The sequence below is a fragment of the Haloterrigena sp. KLK7 genome, assembly GCF_037914945.1.
Classification (GTDB): domain Archaea; phylum Halobacteriota; class Halobacteria; order Halobacteriales; family Natrialbaceae; genus Haloterrigena; species Haloterrigena salinisoli.
Map to the genome: position 1 here is coordinate 2,146,590 of NZ_CP149787.1, position 16,961 is coordinate 2,163,550.

The 16,961-nt window shown below is 67.4% G+C and carries 16 protein-coding genes and 1 pseudogene; 8 read left to right on the plus strand and 9 right to left on the minus strand.

Annotation, left to right across the window (positions count from 1 at the left end; translation table 11 throughout):
* Positions 1 to 77 precede the first annotated feature (77 nt).
* Entirely contained in the window at positions 78 to 938 is an 861-nt protein-coding gene (gene minD / locus WD430_RS10535) for a cell division ATPase MinD (RefSeq protein ID WP_339102410.1), read from the plus strand.
* Between the two features lie 325 nt (positions 939 to 1,263).
* Complete coding sequence (locus WD430_RS10540; protein ID WP_339102411.1) at positions 1,264 to 1,842, plus strand: hypothetical protein; 579 nt, start codon at positions 1,264 to 1,266, stop codon at positions 1,840 to 1,842.
* Between the two features lie 115 nt (positions 1,843 to 1,957).
* Here WD430_RS10540 and argS read toward each other — a convergent pair whose 3' ends face one another.
* From argS to WD430_RS10565, 5 genes are all read right to left on the minus strand, one after another.
* Positions 1,958 to 3,745: an arginine--tRNA ligase gene (gene argS, locus WD430_RS10545; RefSeq protein ID WP_339102412.1), complete on the minus strand. Its 1,788-nt coding sequence runs from the start codon at positions 3,743 to 3,745 to the stop codon at positions 1,958 to 1,960.
* A 56-nt stretch (positions 3,746 to 3,801) separates the two neighbouring features.
* Positions 3,802 to 4,482, minus strand: coding sequence for a uridine kinase (gene udk / locus WD430_RS10550; protein ID WP_339102413.1), 681 nt, complete (start codon positions 4,480 to 4,482; stop codon positions 3,802 to 3,804).
* Between the two features lie 129 nt (positions 4,483 to 4,611).
* Positions 4,612 to 5,148, minus strand: a complete 537-nt coding sequence (locus WD430_RS10555) for an NUDIX hydrolase (protein WP_339102414.1) — start codon at positions 5,146 to 5,148, stop codon at positions 4,612 to 4,614.
* Between the two features lie 25 nt (positions 5,149 to 5,173).
* Complete coding sequence (locus tag WD430_RS10560; protein ID WP_339102415.1) at positions 5,174 to 6,334, minus strand: pyridoxal-phosphate dependent enzyme; 1,161 nt, start codon at positions 6,332 to 6,334, stop codon at positions 5,174 to 5,176.
* A gap of 1 nt (position 6,335) precedes the next feature.
* Positions 6,336 to 7,295 carry a succinylglutamate desuccinylase/aspartoacylase family protein gene (locus WD430_RS10565; protein WP_339102416.1) on the minus strand — a complete coding sequence of 320 codons (960 nt, stop codon included), beginning with the start codon at positions 7,293 to 7,295 and terminating at the stop codon, positions 6,336 to 6,338.
* A 139-nt stretch (positions 7,296 to 7,434) separates the two neighbouring features.
* Here WD430_RS10565 and WD430_RS10570 point away from each other — a divergent pair, with 139 nt between their 5' ends.
* Positions 7,435 to 8,823 (plus strand): MFS transporter, encoded by a 1,389-nt coding sequence (locus WD430_RS10570; RefSeq protein WP_339102417.1) that lies wholly within the window; start codon positions 7,435 to 7,437, stop codon positions 8,821 to 8,823.
* A 60-nt stretch (positions 8,824 to 8,883) separates the two neighbouring features.
* Here the strand turns inward: WD430_RS10570 and WD430_RS10575 are convergent, their stop codons facing one another.
* A complete protein-coding gene (locus WD430_RS10575; protein WP_339102418.1) occupies positions 8,884 to 10,404 on the minus strand; it encodes a stage II sporulation protein M in 1,521 nt (506 codons plus the stop codon).
* 203 nt (positions 10,405 to 10,607) lie between these two features.
* On the opposite strand from WD430_RS10575, the pseudogene WD430_RS10580 reads away from it, so the two are divergent.
* A pseudogene (locus WD430_RS10580) lies at positions 10,608 to 11,773 on the plus strand (rhodanese-like domain-containing protein).
* Between the two features lie 359 nt (positions 11,774 to 12,132).
* Here the strand turns inward: WD430_RS10580 and WD430_RS10585 are convergent.
* Positions 12,133 to 13,623 carry an aldehyde dehydrogenase family protein gene (locus tag WD430_RS10585; RefSeq protein ID WP_339102419.1) on the minus strand — a complete coding sequence of 497 codons (1,491 nt, stop codon included), beginning with the start codon at positions 13,621 to 13,623 and terminating at the stop codon, positions 12,133 to 12,135.
* Positions 13,624 to 13,734: 111 nt separating this feature from the next.
* The gene (locus WD430_RS10590; RefSeq protein WP_339102420.1) at positions 13,735 to 14,121 is read right to left on the minus strand and encodes a nuclear transport factor 2 family protein; all 387 of its coding nucleotides are present in this window, start codon (positions 14,119 to 14,121) and stop codon (positions 13,735 to 13,737) included.
* Positions 14,122 to 14,221: 100 nt separating this feature from the next.
* Here WD430_RS10590 and WD430_RS10595 point away from each other — a divergent pair, with 100 nt between their 5' ends.
* Together WD430_RS10595 and WD430_RS10600 are read left to right on the plus strand one after the other, a co-directional pair.
* Positions 14,222 to 14,725, plus strand: a complete 504-nt coding sequence (locus tag WD430_RS10595; RefSeq protein ID WP_339102421.1) for a DUF367 family protein — start codon at positions 14,222 to 14,224, stop codon at positions 14,723 to 14,725.
* 139 nt (positions 14,726 to 14,864) lie between these two features.
* The gene (locus tag WD430_RS10600; RefSeq protein WP_339102422.1) at positions 14,865 to 15,014 is read left to right on the plus strand and encodes a 50S ribosomal protein L40e; all 150 of its coding nucleotides are present in this window, start codon (positions 14,865 to 14,867) and stop codon (positions 15,012 to 15,014) included.
* A gap of 269 nt (positions 15,015 to 15,283) precedes the next feature.
* On the opposite strand, the gene WD430_RS10605 is transcribed toward WD430_RS10600, so the two are convergent.
* On the minus strand, positions 15,284 to 15,901 hold the full coding sequence (locus tag WD430_RS10605; protein WP_339102423.1) for an MBL fold metallo-hydrolase: 618 nt from the start codon (positions 15,899 to 15,901) through the stop codon (positions 15,284 to 15,286).
* Positions 15,902 to 16,065: 164 nt separating this feature from the next.
* On the opposite strand from WD430_RS10605, the gene WD430_RS10610 reads away from it, so the two are divergent.
* Both WD430_RS10610 and WD430_RS10615 read left to right on the plus strand, forming a co-directional pair.
* The gene (locus tag WD430_RS10610) at positions 16,066 to 16,239 is read left to right on the plus strand and encodes a DUF5786 family protein (RefSeq protein WP_339102424.1); all 174 of its coding nucleotides are present in this window, start codon (positions 16,066 to 16,068) and stop codon (positions 16,237 to 16,239) included.
* Positions 16,239 to 16,826, plus strand: coding sequence for a DUF99 family protein (locus WD430_RS10615; RefSeq protein ID WP_339102425.1), 588 nt, complete (start codon positions 16,239 to 16,241; stop codon positions 16,824 to 16,826). Before WD430_RS10610 ends, WD430_RS10615 begins: the two co-directional genes overlap by 1 nt.
* The last annotated feature ends 135 nt before the right edge of the window (positions 16,827 to 16,961 follow it).

The window sequence follows — 16,961 nt, forward strand, 5'->3', positions numbered from 1 at the left end:
CCGCGAGCCGATGTCGAGTCGCGTGCCGAGGTCACGTTTTAAGGTCCTCCCGTTCTACTGTCCGGACAGTATCCAGTATGTCTCACGAGACGGTCTATGCTATCGCGAGCGGGAAAGGCGGGGTCGGAAAGACGACGACGACGGTGAACCTCGGGACGGCGCTGGCCCAGGCCGGCGAGCGCGTCGCCATCGTCGACGCCGACCTCGGAATGGCGAACCTCGCCGGGTTCGTCAGTCTCTCCCCCGACTCGACGACGCTGCACGACGTGCTGTCCGGCGACGCATCGGTCGACGACGCCACCTATCGAATCACCGAGAACATCGTCGCGGTCCCGAGCGGCACCAGCCTCGACGAGTACGCCGACACCTCCCCCGAGGGCCTGCGCGAAGTCGTCGACGAGCTCCGAGAGCGGTTCGACTACGTCTTCCTCGACGTCGGCGCCGGGGTCAGCCACGAAACCGTGCTCCCGCTCGGACTGGCCGACGCGGTCGTTCTCGTCTCCACGCCCGAACCCGCGGCGGTCCACGACTCGAAGAAGACCCTCGAGTTGACCGAGCGCGCGGGCGGCGACGTCACCGGCCTCGTCATCACCCGGACGCGCCCCGACAGCGACGTCTCCTACGAGGAGATCGCCGCGCGCCTCGAGACGCCCCTGCTGGCGATGATCCCCGACGATCCCGCGGCCCGCGAGAGCGTCTACGCCGGAACGCCGCTGGTCGTCTACGAACCCGACGGCCCCGCCGCCGGCGCCTACCGACGGCTCGCGGCCGATCTGGCGGGCATCGAGGTCGCAGACACGACGGAGGACGCGGACGACGACGCCGATTCCACCGCGGCCGACCCGTCCGACGCCTCGACCGACGAGGAGTCAACCGAGCGGGAGGCGGCCCACGACGACGTCTCGAGTGCGATTACGGAAGCCGAGTCCGACTCCTGATCGGCGTTACGCCCCTCGAGCGGCGGCCGGGACGTCCCGTATCCGTCCGCGTCGGACGGTAGGCAGTTCCTGTCCCGAGCGTTTCGCGCTCGAGACAGGCGGTTCCCATCGGATTCAGTGACGGTCGTAAACGCGTGATAATCACTCAATATTGTCGTTCATGCGGCACATACTACCGATTGTATCGGCGATAGCGGGTCGCTCGAGCGACGATAGAGGTGAGTCCGAGAAAACCGTCCGCGTTCCCCTCTATTGCCGTGAGTGTATCTGTCTACTGACCGTAACGAACTAATTACTAATCAATTCCCGTAGCGATCGGTCGCCCATGGAGCGACGAAAGATCCTCCTAGGCAGTGGCGCAGCGCTCACAACCGCACTCGCGGGCTGTACCGGCAGCGGCGGTGGCGACGACGAGCCCGACGACGATACCGAGTCGAACACCGACGACGAGCCCGAGAACGACTCCAAGGACACCGAGGACAACTCCAAGGACACCGAGAACACCGACGACAGCGACTCCGAGAAGTCCGACGGGACCGACGACGAGACGTCCGATGCGGACATCCCCGGATTCGACGGCTCGAAACTCTCACTGAAGAGCGACTCGGTAACGGTCGCGTCGATCGAACGGACGGACGGCACGGTCGAGGTCGTCGCGACGAGCGACGTCACCGATCTCGAGAAACTGTACGCGGAGCTCGGGACGCTGGCCGACGCGCACAAGAGCGCGATCGTCGACCTCGAGGCGTTCGCGGACGCGATCGAGTCCATCGACTGGGTCGTCGACCACGAGAAGAAGAAGGTGGTCTCGTTCTCCGTGAAGACCGAGTGGCTCGTCAGCTACAAGAACGGCGACCTCTCGGCGGAGGAGTTCCTCACGAAGGTCAAGTCGACGGCCGAGTGAGAGCGAGCGCGATCCGATCGACGATTCGACGCAAACCGTCTTTTTCACGCGCTCGAACGGCGTCAGTGGGGACCGGCCGTAGTAGCGAGTGAGCCGACGAGCGACCGGCCCGACGTCACATCGAGCGCGGTGCTTCGACGCCGAGGATCGACAGCGCGTTGGCGACCGTGTGTTTCGACGCGGCCACGAGCGCGAGTCGGGCCTCCCTGACGTCCGGGTCGACGTCGTCGGCCAGTACGGGACACTCCCGGTAGAAGGCGTTGAACCGGTCGGCGAACTCGCGCGTGTAGGTCGCGATCTGGTGCGGTTCGAGGTCGTCCGCGGCCTCGTCGACGACCGCCGGGAACCGCGCGATCGTCTCGAGCAGGTCCCGCTCGGCGTCGGTCTCGAGCAGATCGGCCTCGAGGGCCTCGAGTTCGACGTCCTGTCCCGCGAGGTCGGTTTCGGGGTCGAGACCCGCCTCTTCCAGGATGCCACAGCAGCGCGCGTGGACGTACTGGACGTACGGCGCCGACTGGGCCTCGAAGTCAAGCGCCCGGTCCCACTCGAAGGTGATCGCCTTCGTCGGCTGTTTGGAGACGATGTCGTACCGGACGGCGCCGATGCCGACCTGATGGGCGATACGCTCGATGTCCTCGACGTCCAGGTCGTCGTCGCGGATGCGGTCGTCCAGGCGGTCCTCGACCTCCTCGCGGGCGCGGTCGATCGCCTCGTCGAGCAGGTCGTCGAGATCGACGCCCGTGCCGCGACGCGTCGACATCTTCCCCTCGGGCAGGTTGACGTACGAGTAGAGCACCTGTCGGAGGCCGTCGGTGTCGTTGCCGAGCAGTTCGAGGGTCGTCCGGAGCTGTCTGGCCTGCAGTTTGTGGTCCTCGCCCAGCACCGTCACCGCGCGGTCGTACTCGTCGAACTTCCACTCGTGGTGGGCCAGATCGCGGGTGGCGTACAGCGAGGTGCCGTCCGAGCGCAGGAAGACGAGGTTCTTGTCGATCCCGTGGTCCTCGAGTTCGAGCTGCCAGGCGTCCTCCTCGTAGACCGCTTCGTCGAGCTCTTTCAGCCGCGAGACGAGGTCGTCGGTGTCGCCGTTTCGCATGAACCGGGTCTCCTTGACGAACTCGTCGAACTCCGCGGGCAGGCGCTCGAGACATTCCGTCATTCCGCCGAGCACCTGATCGACGACCTCGCTGACCCGCTCGTAGGCCTCGTCGTCGCCGGCCTCCAGGCCCTGCATGATCGACTCGATCTCGGCCTCGGCCTCCGCGACCGCTTCCTCGGCGGCGTTCTCGAGGTAGGCGTTCCCCTTCCGGTAGTAGCGCACGAGGTCGTACTCCTTCCGGTCGCGCTCGGGCTCTCCCTCGAGGTCCTCCTCGTCGAAGGTCTCGTAGGCCCACGTGAAGACGGCCATCTGCCGACCGGCGTCGTTGACGTAGTAGTGGCGGTCGACGTCGTAACCGGCGTACTCGAGCAGGTTAGCCACTGCGTCGCCGATGATCGGATTCCGGGCGCGGCCGACGTGGACCGGCCCCGTCGGGTTCGCGCTCGTGTGCTCGACGACGACGCTTTCGTCGCGGTCCTCGAGGGCGCCGTAGGTTTCCGCGGTCGCGGTCTCGAGAGTCTCGGCGAGATAGGCGTCGCTCGGCAGGAAGTTGAGATAGGGGCCCTGCGTCTGCACTTCGGAGACGTAGGTCAGCTCGTCGGCGTCGAGTTCGTCGGCCAGCTGGCCCGCGACCTGCGGCGGTGGAGCACCGGCTTCGCCGGCGAGTCGGAAGGCCACGCTCGAGGCGAGGACGCTGTCGACGTCTTCCGGCGGTTCTTCGATCCCGAGGTCGTCGGTCGGGAAGTCGAGTGCAGAGAGCGCCCGTTCGAGGGTCTCCTCGACCTCCGCGCGTAAGGCAAGGAACATACCCGCCCGTATTCAGGGCCGAAGTAAAGGAATGTCGGGTTCGCTCGCCCTCGCCGTCACTCCGTCGTCGGACCCTCGAACGACAGTTCGGAGCCGAGTTCATCTCCCGGCTCGGCGCCGTCGCTCGCGAGTTCGGCCTGAATCTTCTCGGTCAACAGGTCGACCGCCATTCGGTTCGCCCCTTCGGGAATGATCACGTCCGCGTTCTTCTTCGTCGGTTCGACGAACTGCTCGTGCATCGGTTTGACCGTTTCGAGGTACTGCCCGATCACCCCCTCCAGATCGCGGCCGCGCTCGATGACGTCGCGTTCGATCCGTCGGAGGATTCGGACGTCCGCGTCGGTCATCACGTAAACGCGGAGATCGAGCATCTCGAGGATATCCTCGTCGTACAGCGAGAGGATACCCTCCAGGACGATCACGTCCGTCGGCTCGACCGTGACGCGCTCGTCCTTGCGGTTGTGGACCTCGAAGTCGTACTGGGGCATCTCGACCGGCTGACCCATGAGCAGGGCGTCCAGTTGCTCCCGGAGGAGTTCCCACTCGAAGGCCGACGGGTGATCGTAGTTGACGTCCGCTCGCTCTTCGTACGTGAGGTGCGAGAGATCCTTGTAATAGTTGTCGATCGGGATACGGGTGACCGCTTCGCCGACCGTCTCGGCGACGGTCCGCGCGACGGTCGTCTTCCCGGCTCCCGTCCCGCCGGCGATCCCGATAGCGAACGACGGAATGCTCATCGTCCGATGGAGGGTCGGATCGCTATTGAATCCCCTGATCCCGTCTCGCGCCGGTTCCGGTCGCAGCCGCGGTCGCGGCCGTCGACGACCCGCTCCGCGCCGGATTCGAAGAGCGGGGCGAGGCGACGGTCACTCGAAGACCGCGGCGGCCTCCCGGAACCGCTCGTCGTGGACGGGTCGGAACCGCTCGCCGGAGGCGTCGAAGGCCGCCGGCGTCCAGAACCGCGCGTTCGTCGCGTCGCTGCCGGCCGTCGGGTCGCCCGTCGCGTCCGTCCGGTCGGCGACGTAGTGGACCGTCACCACGTGCTTGCCGTCCCGGGGCGCCATCGCCGACGCGCTCAGGATCTCGAGCGCGCCGGGGTCGACGCTGACGCCGGTTTCCTCCTCGAGTTCGCGCGCGGCGGCCGCCGCGGGCTCCTCGCCGATCTCGATGTGGCCGCCGGGGAGGGTCCACTCGCCGACGCCCGGCGGGACGCCGCGCTCGACGCAGAGCACCGCGGCGTCGTCCCGCGAGCGGTCGACGACCGCGACGCTCGCACAGGGGATGGGATTGTGCCAGACGACGGTCTCGCAGGCCGGACACCGTTTTCGATCGCGGTTGTCGACCCGTGTCTTCTCGAGGCGGGTACCGCAGTCGGGACAGAACGTCGGCGGTCGACTGACCATTCGTTCGGGTTTCGGAACCCCGTCCTCAAAGCGTTTTCAGTCCGCTGCCGGTCAGGGGGACGACGACGTCGTCGTCGGCGTCGAGCACGTCGTCGTCGCGGTACTGCTCGAGCGCCGCGGGGGCGACCGCGCAGGTCGGCTCGACGTAGAAGCCGCCGCGGTGGAGCCGATCGAGCGCCGTCTCGATCGGGTCCGCGCCGAGAGCGATGGCGTCGCCGCCGGTCGCCTCGATGGCCCGGAGGATCTCGCCCTTCCGGGCCGGTTCGGCGATTCTGATCCCGTCGGCGATCTCGGCGCCGTCCGCGTCTTCGTCCGCTTCGGTACGCCCGCCCTCGAGTTCGTCGACGATCGGCGTGTAGCCGGTCGCCTGCGCACCCAGCAGTCGGGGCATGCCGTCGACGATGCCGGCCTCGTTGAGCAGCGAAAAGCCGCGGTAGGCCCCCAGAAACAGCGTTCCGTGGCCGATCGGGAGCACGACGGCGTCGGGCACGGTCCACCCCTGCTGGGCGGCGACCTCGAACGCGAAGGTCATCGTGCCCGCGTAGAACGCCGGGTTCCAGGCGTGGCTGGCGTACCAGCCCGCTCCCGTCTGTCGCGGGGTGTCCCCGCTCTCGCTTTCCGAGGCGCCTTGCGCCTCGCCCTCGACGGCGTCGATACAGGCGTCGGTGACGTCCCGTCGGCTCCCCTCGATCCGGACCGGCCGGGCGTCGGCCCGCTGGATGGCCATCAGCTTCGATTGCTTGACGTCCGCCGGGACGTAGATGTCGGCCTCGAGGCCCGCGCGGGCCGCGTAGGTCGCGATCGCGGCGCCGGCGTTGCCCGAGGAGTCCTCGATGACCTTCTCGACGCCGAGTTCCACTGCTCGGGAGAGGGTCGTCGTCGCGCCCCGGTCCTTGAACGAGCCCGTCGGAAACACGTACTCGAGTTTGAACTGGGCGTCCCAGTCGGGCGCGTCGACGAGGGGGGTAAAGCCCTCGTGGAAGGTCACGTGCTTCTCGATCGGCAGGAACTCGAAGAACGTCCAGAGCCCCTCGGTCGTATCGAGGTTCTGTAGCGGCAGGGGATCGCCCTGCGGGTGCGGCCGTTCGGTGAACTCGAGGGCGTGGCCGCAGGCGCAGCGCCACGGTTCGGTCGGTCCGGCCTCGTAGACGGTCTCGCAGTTCGGACAAATGAGATCGGATGCCATGTCAGTAGTCGTCGATATCGGTGGCGACAGAACAGACGTACTCGCCGCTGGCGACCTGTGGCAGCCGCCGGGTCCGCCAGAGGATCCCGTCGCTGTCGGCGGTCACCTCCGCCTTCCGTTCGCCGAAGGGGGTCGTCAGTTCGAACAGCAGGTCGCCGCGACGGACGCGCTCGCCTAAGTCCCGCTCGAACGAGATCAGGCCGCCGCCCGGCGCCCCGTACTGTTCGAACCCGTTGGCACGCGTCTGGGTCTCGACGGTCGCCTCCCCGTCGAGGAAGCCGTAGTAGGTGAGGACGTTGAACACGCCCTCGACGCCCTTGCGGATACTCTCCTCGTCCCAGCCGACGGCCCCGCCGAGTTCGGGATCGACGGTCGGGATCCCCTCGTCCGGTGCGGCGCGGGCCAGCTGGCCGTCGGGCCCCTTCTGATCGAGGATGTACCCGCAGCCGAAGACCTTCGCGAGTTCGAGGCAGTCGTCGTGGAGGCGGTGGCGTTTCCCGCAGCGAACCCGGACCTCGTCGATCATTCGACTGGTCGAGCCCTGGTGGAGGTCGAGGATCAGATCGGCCCGGGTCGCGACCTCGAACGTCGCGGCGGCGATCCGCTCGCTCGAGGTGCCGGTCTCGTTGCCGGGGTAGGCGCGGTTCATCTTCGTGTCGTCGATCGGATTCCGGTGTTCGGCGACCTGAAACGCGTGGTAGTTGACGATCCCGACGACCAGGATCGTCCCAGCGATTTCGGCGGGATCGAGCCGCGGGACGACGCGCTGAATGACGCCGACACCGTTGAGCTCGTCGCCGTCGCTCGCCGCCTGCAGATAGAGCGTCTTTCCCGCCCGCTCGCCGTTGATCACGGCGACCGGTAACCCGAACGAGCTTCCGTCCCGGGTTTCGCCGACCTCGAGACGGCCCGTATCGATCTCGCCGGGGGCCGCACTCGCCGTTCCGAGCGTCGTCGTCATGTCCCTGTGGACGGACCCGTTCGCCTTTATTGGTTCGGTGTTCGCCAGCGAGCGGGCAGTTCCGACAGTTTCACTGCGACGAGTCGTCGGCTGTCAGCTGAGGAAAACAACAAAGACACTCGAACGGACACGTGCGACTATGAGTCTCGAGCGGGACGCTCCGGAGACTGAGGAGGCCGATCCGCTGGACGCCTACCGACAGTTCTTCGCGCTCGAGCGCGACGTGCTGGTCCTCTCGGCGGCGATGTTCGCGTTCAGTCTGGGATTCCAGATGACCAGCCGCTACGTGGCCGAGTACATGTACGCGCTGGGTGCGTCGGCGTTCGTTGTCGGCCTGTTCGGGACGGTCGGGAACGTCATCAGCGCCGTCTACCCCTACCCGGGCGGGGCGATCTCCGATCGCATCGGCTCGCGGTACGCACTGACCGCCTTCGGGCTGTGTTCGACCGTCGGCTTCGGGGTCTGGCTGGCCGCGCCCCTGCTCGCGGACGTCTCCGTCGGTCCCACGTCGCTCGCGATCGTCGCGATCTTCGTCGGCCTGTTCTTCTCGCAGGCGTGGAAGTCGTTCGGACTCGGGGCGACGTTCGCGATCGTCAAACAGGCGGTCCCGCCGTCCCAGCTCGCCGCCGGCTTCGCGAGCACCGAGACGTTCCGTCGCACCGCCTTTCTGGTCGGCCCGCTGCTCGCCGCCGCGCTGTTCTACCCGTTCGGCTCGAGCGACGCCGACGTGCAGGTCGCCTTTCAACTGATCCTGCTCGTCGCCGTCGTCTTCGGCGTCGTCGGCACGGTCGTCCAGCACGTCCTCTACGAGGCCGAGGCGGACAGCGTCGGGAAGGAGTTCGGCGGCGTCTCGCAGGTCATCGACGACCTGCGGGCGATGCCCGACGAACTCCGACCGCTGCTGGTCGGCGACACCCTCGTCCGCTTCGCCAACGGGATGGTCTACGTCTTCTTCGTCATCGTCGTCACGCGCTTCCTCGAGGTCGGACTCACCCTCTCCGTGCCCGCGATGGGGACCCTCGAGCTCTCGCCCCAGTCGTACTTCGGCGTTCTGCTCGGGATCGAGATGTTCGTGGCCCTGCTGACGATGATCCCGGTCGCGAAAGCCGCCGAGCGAATCGGGCTGAAACCGGTCGTCGCGCTGGGCTTTTTCGTCTACGCGATCTTTCCGATCCTGCTGATCAACGCGCCGACGGAGAACGGGGGCGCCCTCGCTCTCGCCGCGCTCTTCGCCTTCTCCGGGCTGCGCTTCGCGGGCCTCCCCGCGCACAAGGCGCTGATCGTCGGCCCGGCCGAGCGGGGCGCCGGCGGCCGCGTCACGGGCACGTACTACCTCCTGCGGAACCTGATCGTCATCCCCAGCGCCGCGCTGGGCGGCCTGCTCTGGGGCGGGTTCTCGAACCCGCTCACCGGCGAGACGGTGTTCGGCGGCTCGCCGACGCTCGCCTTCTCCGTCGCGACCGTTGTCGGACTGCTCGGCACCGCCTACTTCCTGCTGTTCGGCGAGGAGTTCGAAGCGTACGCCTGATCGAGAGTTTCCGTCACTGAGCCGCTCGAGGCGCGCCGGAGCGCGGACGGCCGGCGGACGTCAGAGCAGCAGGTCGTAGTAGTACGGACTCACGAAGCCCTCGATGGCCGCCGCGACCGCCAGCAGGACGCCGACGCCGATCAGCACCCAAAACGCCCGCTCGAGCGCGTCGGCGAGGTCCGTCCGGCTCGCGTCCCCGCGAACGGTTCGCCAGCCGGTGACACCGAGCCGGATACCCAGCGCCGAGGCGACGAAGATCGCCGGAATCTCGAAGACGCCGTGGGGGACGACGAACGCGAGCAGTTCCGTCGGCTCGACCTCGGTTCGGGCGACGACCCCCATCGCCACCCCGTTGAATAGCAGCGAGGCGACCGCGGGGAGTACCAACACGACGCCGGCCAGCGCCGTCGTGAGCGCGACCAGCCAGTTGTTGGCGAAGAACTCGAGGGTCGCGGCGAACGGGTTGTGATCGACGAGTCGCGCCGAGATCGACGTCTCGACCGTGTCGGCGATCGGCGCCGCGGCCGCCCAGCCGGCCCAGAAGCCCCCGAGCGCGAGGGCGACGACGAGCGCGTGCGTGCCGGGCGTCTCGCGAACGAACGCGATCATCTCTGACCAGCCGTGCCGAACGCCGTCGCGCAACTGCTCGCCGAGGGACCGCTCCGGCGCGGTCGGCGGCTCGAGGCGCCGTCGATAGTCGTTGTAGACGGCCGTCTTCAGGAGGTCCAGCGCCGGGAACGCGACCAGCGGCGTCACCACCGACAGCAGGGTAGCGACGTCGACGAACGTGATTACCGCCGAGAACGCCGCGAGCGCGATCGTCGTCCCGAGCGCGACGGCGTAGTAGACGCCCGCTTCGATGGGCTTCGATCGGATGAATCCGAGCGCGTTCGTCACCGCGTCGACCGCGGTCGTGTCGTCGACGACGACGGCGACCGACGCGAACGCGAACACCGCGCGGACCGCCAGCAGTGCCGCGAGCCCGGCGACGGCTCCGACGAGAAGGGTGGCCCCGCCCGAGCCGGTCGACAGCGTGACGACGGCGGCGACGATCCCGATGACCAGGCCGAGCGTCAGCAGGACGCCGATCCACGCCAGCAACTCGAGGAGGTAGAGCCCGAGGAACCGCAGCCAGTAGCGACGGGCGCCCGCGAACCCGGCCGCGACGCCGCGATTCCCGCGGAGCCGTGCGGAACAGGCCGTCAGCTGTCCGGCGGCGACGGCCGCGTACAACGCGATCCCCACGACGATCGTCACGGCGATCGTCGCGAGGGTCAGCAGGATCATCGTCGGCGTGAGCACCTGCTCGACGAGCACCTCGAACTGGCTGGCCCACGCGTCGAACGCCTCGGGCTCGGCGTTCGGATCCGGCGGCTCGGTGTTCAGTTCCCGTAGCGCCGCGACGATCGTCTCGAGCCGGCCGGTCGTCGCGAGGTAGGCGTAGCCGATCGCGACCGCGAGGAACGGGACGACGCGGGCGATCGCGGGGACGGCGGCGCCGAGAACGTACCAGGGGAGGAGATCGCCCGGTCGGCGACGGACTGCTGCGACGGCCGCGTCGACGGCCTCTGAGAGGGACATACCGATCGTTCGTCGGTGTGTCAGTTAAATGGACCTCTCTTCCGGAACGACAGTTGCGTCGAGTCTGACGCCGTCGGTGTCGGTCGGCGGTCGATCGTCTGTGAGCCGTCGGTCGAACGTCCGATCGCCGCGGAATCGGTCGCTTCGCCCCCAGCGGAACCTGCGTGACGGGACTTACGTCACGCGCGGACGTACGAACCGGTATGGTCACCACGCTCTCGGCCGACCGACTCGCCGAACTCGTCGACGGGGACGACGAGTTCGCCCTCGTCGATACCCGCCCCGAGGACAGCTACGAGTCCTGGCACGTCCCGGGGGCGGTGCACTTCTCCTTCGGCCCCGAGGAGGAACTGGACGACCGCCTCGAGGCGTTCGCGGACGTCGTCGGCGATACCGACCGCGTGATCACCGTCTGCGCGAAGGGGATCTCGTCGGGCAACCTGGCGACGCGACTCGAGTCGGCCACCGACGCGTACGACGTGGCGACGGTCGACGGCGGGATGAAGGGCTGGAGCGGCGTCTACGACCACGTCCAGATCGACGTCGGTGGGGGCGGCGTCGGAATCGACACGGACGCCCCGACGATCGTTCAACTCCAACGGCGGGCGACGGGCTGTCTGGGCTACGTCGTCGGCTGTCCGGCGACGGGCGAGGCGATCGTCGTCGACCCGACGGATGAATCGACGAGTACGAGGTCGCCGCGGAGGAGGCCGGCCTGACGATCGTCGGCGTCGTCGACACCCACGTCCACGCCGACCACGTCTCCGGCGGTCGGGAGTTGGCCGATGGCCTCGCGGTCCCCTACTACCTCGGCGCGCGAGCGGCCGACCGCGGCGTCGATTTCGAGTTCACGCCGCTCGAGCGAAACGAGGTCCTCGGCGTCGGGGACCTCGAGCTCAAGGCGCTCTCCGCGCCGGGCCACACCAGCGAGATGATCAACCTGCTGGTCGACGGCGCGGCGCTGCTCACCGCCGACACGCTGCACGTCGACTCGGTGGGGCGGACGGAACTCGAGTTCAGTGAGAGCGAGGGGGAGGAAGGTGCCGAGATGCTCTACGAGACGCTCCACCGGACGATCCTGGCCGAACCCGAGGACGTCGTCGTCCTCCCGGGCCACGTCTCGGTCGCCGACGACGGCACGTTCGAACACGGGTCGGCCGGCGAACCGATCCGGACGACGGTCCGAGAGGCTCGCACCGAAATCGACGTGCTCGCCCTCGAGGAGGAGACGTTCGTCGACCGCATGGCCGACGCCGGCGAGAAGCCGGCGAACTACGAGGCGATCATCGACCTGAACCGCGGTCTCGAGGAGCGACCACCCGAGGACCGCACGGAACTCGAGTTGGGACCGAACAACTGTTCGGCGTGAGCCACTGACGAATCGCCCGTTATCGGAAGCCCCCGTGAAACCGAGCGAGAGCACAGGTGCGGCGCCTCAAAGAGGCGTGCACCTGCTCGCAGCCGCGAATGCGCCGGCAACTCGTTCGGTTTTCCTGAGAATCCGTTATCTCCCTGCGTGCCGTACGGTAACACGGGTGAACGCGAATGCAAATACCGGTGACGCAGGAGGTCGAGTGTCCACAGTGTGGAGAGCGAACGAGCGTTTCGGTCCCGAGCGAGGGTACCGAACTGAAGATCAGGCACTCGGTGGCGGCGTTCGGCGAGCACACGACGGTGACGTGTTCGAACGGACACCGGTACTGGGTGTACTTCTGTTAGCGTAGCACCTCAGAACGGATACTCCCGCTCGTCGTGCTGCAGGGAGATCCACTTCTTCTCGGTGACCTCGTCCATGACGTCGGTGCTGTTGTAGCTGCCGACGCCGGAGGCCTTCGTCCCGCTGAACGTGACGTGGGCTTCGTCGTTGATCGGCTGGTCGTTGACGTGGACGTTCCCGGTGTCCATCCGCTCGGCGATCCGCATCCCGGTGCCGACGTCGCCGGCGTGGACCGACCCCGAGAGCCCGTACTCGGTGGCGTCGTGCATCTCGATCGCCTCGTCGATATCGGAGAACGGAATGACGGGTGCGATCGGCCCGAAGTGCTCGTTACAGGCCGCGGACATGTCGTTGGTCGCGTCCGAAATGACCGTCGGCGCGACCAGCAGCGAGTCCTCGACTCCGTCCATCGCGACGGTTCCGCCGCCGGTCTCGAGGGTCGCCCCCTGGTCGATCGTCTCCTCGACGTACTCGAGCATCTCGTCGCGCTGGCCCTCGTCGATGATCGGGCCGACGACCGTCTCCTCGTCGTGGGCGCTCCCGGTCGGCAGGGATTCCGCCCGCGCGGTCAGGCGTTCGACGTACTCGTCGTAGACGCTCTCGTGGACGAGGTGGCGATTGATCGAGATGCAGACCTGCCCCTGGTGGACGAACGAGCCGAAGACCGCCGAGTCGACCGCTCGCTCCACGTCGGCGTCGGCCGTGACGATGTGGGCGTTGTTGCCGCCCAGTTCCAGCGCCATCTCGGAGAGGTTCTCGCCGGCGGTCGCCGCGACGCCGCGGCCGACCGGCGTCGAGCCGGTGAAGGCGACGAGGTCGCTCTCGGGATGGCCGACGACGGCGTCGCCGATGTCGGAGCCGTGCCCGGTGACGACGTTGAGCAGTCCGTCCGGCAGTCCGGCCTCCTCGTACAGCTTCGCCATGAGGAGCCCGCCCGTGATCGGCGTGTTCGACGCGGGCTTGAGGACGACGGCGTTGCCGGTCGCCAGCGCCGGCGCGATGGCGCGTCCGGAGAGGTTCAGCGGGAAGTTCCACGGCGAGATGACGGTGACGACGCCCTGCGGTTCCCGTCGAACGAGGTTCTCCTTGCCGGGAACGTTCGAGTCGATCCGCTCGCCTTTCATCCGCCGCGGGAACGTGGCCGCCTCCGCGGCCTGATCCGAGGCGATGCTGACGGACGTCTCACCCATGATCGGTCCGCCGCCTGCTTCGTGGGCTAACAGGTCCGAAATCTCGTCCTCGTACTCGCCCAGCAACTGCGCGAACTGCTGGGCGACCTGCTCGCGTTCGATCGGTGGAGCCTGTTGCCACTCCGTCTGGGCGTCCGCGGCGGCCTCGTAGGCCGCGTCGACGTCGGCCTCGTTCGCCGCGGGAACGCGGGCGATCTCCTCGCGCGTCGACGGGTCTTCGACCGCGATCTCCTCGTCGCTCTCCGCGGTCGTCCACTCGCCGTCGATGTAGAGACTGTTCCAGTCCGCCTCGATCGAGAGATCCGGCGACATTGCCCGCGGTACGCGACTCCCGCGGAAAAGAAATCGGCCGGCCCCCGATGAAATTTGGCTGCGAGTGAACGAACGCGCGAGCCTCTCGCCGACTCGATCGTTCTCGAGCGGTCAGCGGGAGTACGTCTCGAGTCGCCCGATTCGGTCGTCCTCGATCGCGAAGAAATCGGCGAACTCGAACAGTGCGGTTTCCGATCCGGTATCGCGAACGCGGCCGCGGGCGGCGACCGTGTCGTCATCCGCGACGACCGCGAGCAGTTCGTGACTGGTGTCCGGATTCGGCCGCTCCTCGCGCATGAAGCGGACGAACGACGTGCGGTCCTCGAACGTCCGATCCGGCCGCCGCTGGACGAAGTCGGGCGCGAGGAGGGCCTCGAGTGCCTCGTAGTCGTGGTCGTCGAGGGCGTCGTAGTAGTCGCGGACGAGCGACGCGGCGTCCGACTCGCCGTCCGGATTCCCCGATGGATCGTTCGGCTCCCTCGCTGAATCTCCGGTCATACCGTCCCGTTTGCCCCCGACCGGAAAAGGTGACGCGTTCGCGGCGCGCTTCGGGGGTCGATTCGGGCCGCTTTTCTCCCGGTACGCCCTATCCTCGAGCGTGGAGTGTCACGTCTACTACGAGGGCGACGACGACCCGAACAAGTGCACCGCCAAGCGCCTCGAGAAGTTCGACGAGGCGACCCTCTACCGCTCGATGGGGCAGGTGCCCTACGGCGTCGTCCTCAACCCCCACGCCGAGCGGGCGCTGTCGCCGGCCGACGCCGAGGAGGGGCTGGGGACGCTGGTCGCGCTGGACTGCTCGTGGGAGTCCGCTGAGGCCGCGTCGTTCAAGATGCGCGGCGTCCACCGGGCGCTTCCCTTCCTCGTCGCCGCGAACCCGGTCAACTACGGGCGGCCGTTCCGGCTGACCACCGTCGAGGCGCTGGCCGCCGCCTGCTGCATCTTCGGCGATCGGGAACGGGCCGAGGAACTGCTCGAGCCGTTCCGCTGGGGCGAGACCTTCCTGACGCTCAACGAGGAACCGCTGCGCCGCTACAGCGAGTGTGCCGACTCGAGCGAGGTCGTCGCGGTCCAGGAGGAGTACCTGGCCGACGAGGAGTGACCGCCGGTCATATCGAGGGCTGATGGCCGAGTCATGTCGAGGACCGATGGCCGAGGCATGCCGATGACCGATGGCCGAACCGCTGGGACAGGACCACACAATCACAGCGATTATATGCACCACGGGCGAACGGGGCGACATGCCAAGTTTCGACGCCGCCGAGAAACGGACGCTCGAGAAGATGATCTGCATGCGCTGTAACGCTCGCAACCCGAAGCGAGCCGACCGCTGTCGGAAGTGCGGCTACGAGAACCTCCGTCCCAAGGCGAAGGAACCGCGCGCGGCATAACGCGGGCTCTCCGTTTTCGTTCTCTTACCGAACTTCTCTCGAGTGGCAACTGTACCAATGGAAACCCGGGCTCGAGCAGATTCGGGCTCGAGTAAACCCGAGTCGAGCGCGGTCTACTCGTCGGGATACTTCGGCTCCCGCTTCTCCGCCCGCTCGAGCGCCGTCTCGCACCCACCTTTGTTCTTCGGGTCCTCCCTCACTTCGTTCGGTCGAACCACTCGAAAAATCTGGACCAAAAAGCCGCTCACTCACTCCGTTCGTTCGCGGTACTATTCGTCGGGATACTTCGGCTCTCGCTTCTCCGCCCGCTCGAGCGCGGTTTCCACGACGTCGCGGACGTTCCCGTGGAAGACGCCGCCGTGGCCCGCGTACATGTGTTCGACGCCCTCTGGCATGCGCTCGAGCAGGTCCTCGATGCTCTCGATGAGTCGCTCGCGGGACTGACCGGCCATGTCGGTGCGGCCGAAGCTGCCGTAGTCGAACGCCCCGTCGTCGTGGACGACCACGTCGCCCGAGAACAGCGACGACTCGGAGACCAAGGAGACGTGGTCGTCGGCGTGACCGGGCGTGTAGACCACGTCGAATTCCTCGTCGCCGATCGGTACCGTGTCGCCGTCCTCGAGCGCCTCCGTGCGGGTCGGATGGTCGTCGTAGGCGTAGACCTCGGGATCGAAGGCGTCGACGACGGCCGCGAGCCGTTCGACGTGATCGCCGTGCTGGTGAGTCACGACCACGCTATCGACGTCGTCGACGTGGCTCCGGATCTCGTCGACGATGCCGTCCCACGCGCCGGCGTCGACCAGCGTCGTCGCTCCGTCCTCGCCGACGGCGAGGAATGCGTTGCAGGTGAACGTCTCCGCGTCCTCGGTGACGTGATGGACCTCCATACGCGATGGCTCGAGGGCCGGCCCCAAAAACGGTGCCGTCGCGGACTGGTCGCGGCGTTTGCCGGGCGAGAGCCGACGACCAGAGCGTCGTCTAGCGGCGACATAAACGGAAATAAACAGGTAACCACGAGATTTTTCAATCGGAATCCCAAAGATGACACCGTATGGGATTCGGGAGCTACGACGAATCCGAGCAACAAGAAGTCGACGCTGATTTTGACGACGATGACGCGGTGAAATCCGGTGAAAACAGCCACGAAGGGACGATCGAATTCGAAAACGGTGCGTCCAGCGACGAGTTACTCGATCGCTTGCAGGAGATCAAAGACGAGACCTGATGAAGCCCGGGGTGCGGGCGCTGGGTATCGCCGAATCGTTTCGTCGCGACGCGGACCGGAGCACGCTCGCCGGTGCCGTCGTCCGCGCCGACCGGGTCGTCGACGGCCTCGCCTACCGTCGGTGTACCGTCGGCGGAACCGACGCGACCGACGCCGTCCGCGAGCTGATCGACGAACTGGGTCGGCCCGACGTCCAGTACGTCCTGCTCGGCGCCGTCGCACCCGCGTGGTACAACCTTCTCGACTGTACTCGTATTCACGAGGCCGCCGACCGGCCAGTGATCGCCGTCACCTTCGAGGTGAGTGACGGCCTCGAGGCCGGTCTCCGAGACGCCTTTTCCGGCTCCGACCTCGAGGAGCGTCTCGCGACCTATCGCTCGCTGCCCGACCGCCGCGACCTGTCGGTCAACGACGAGACCGTCTACGTGCGCCAGCTGGGCTGTGACGAGGACGAGGCCGCCGAGGTCGTTCGGGCGTTCACACCCGAAGGCGGTCGTCCGGAGCCGATTCGGGTCGCGAGCGCGGCCGCTCGAGCGGGCGATTCGTACGCCGACGCGCTCGAGACCGAGGAAGAGGACTCGACGTAGCTCGAGTGTAATCGGATGGGCAATAGCAGCCCCGACTAGCCACCGCTGGGTGGGACTGAAAGGGGCTTTCACCGTATCGTGTGTAGCGAAGTCGACTGTAGCCTTGGTTCGAACGACCTGCACCCGAACGGCTCC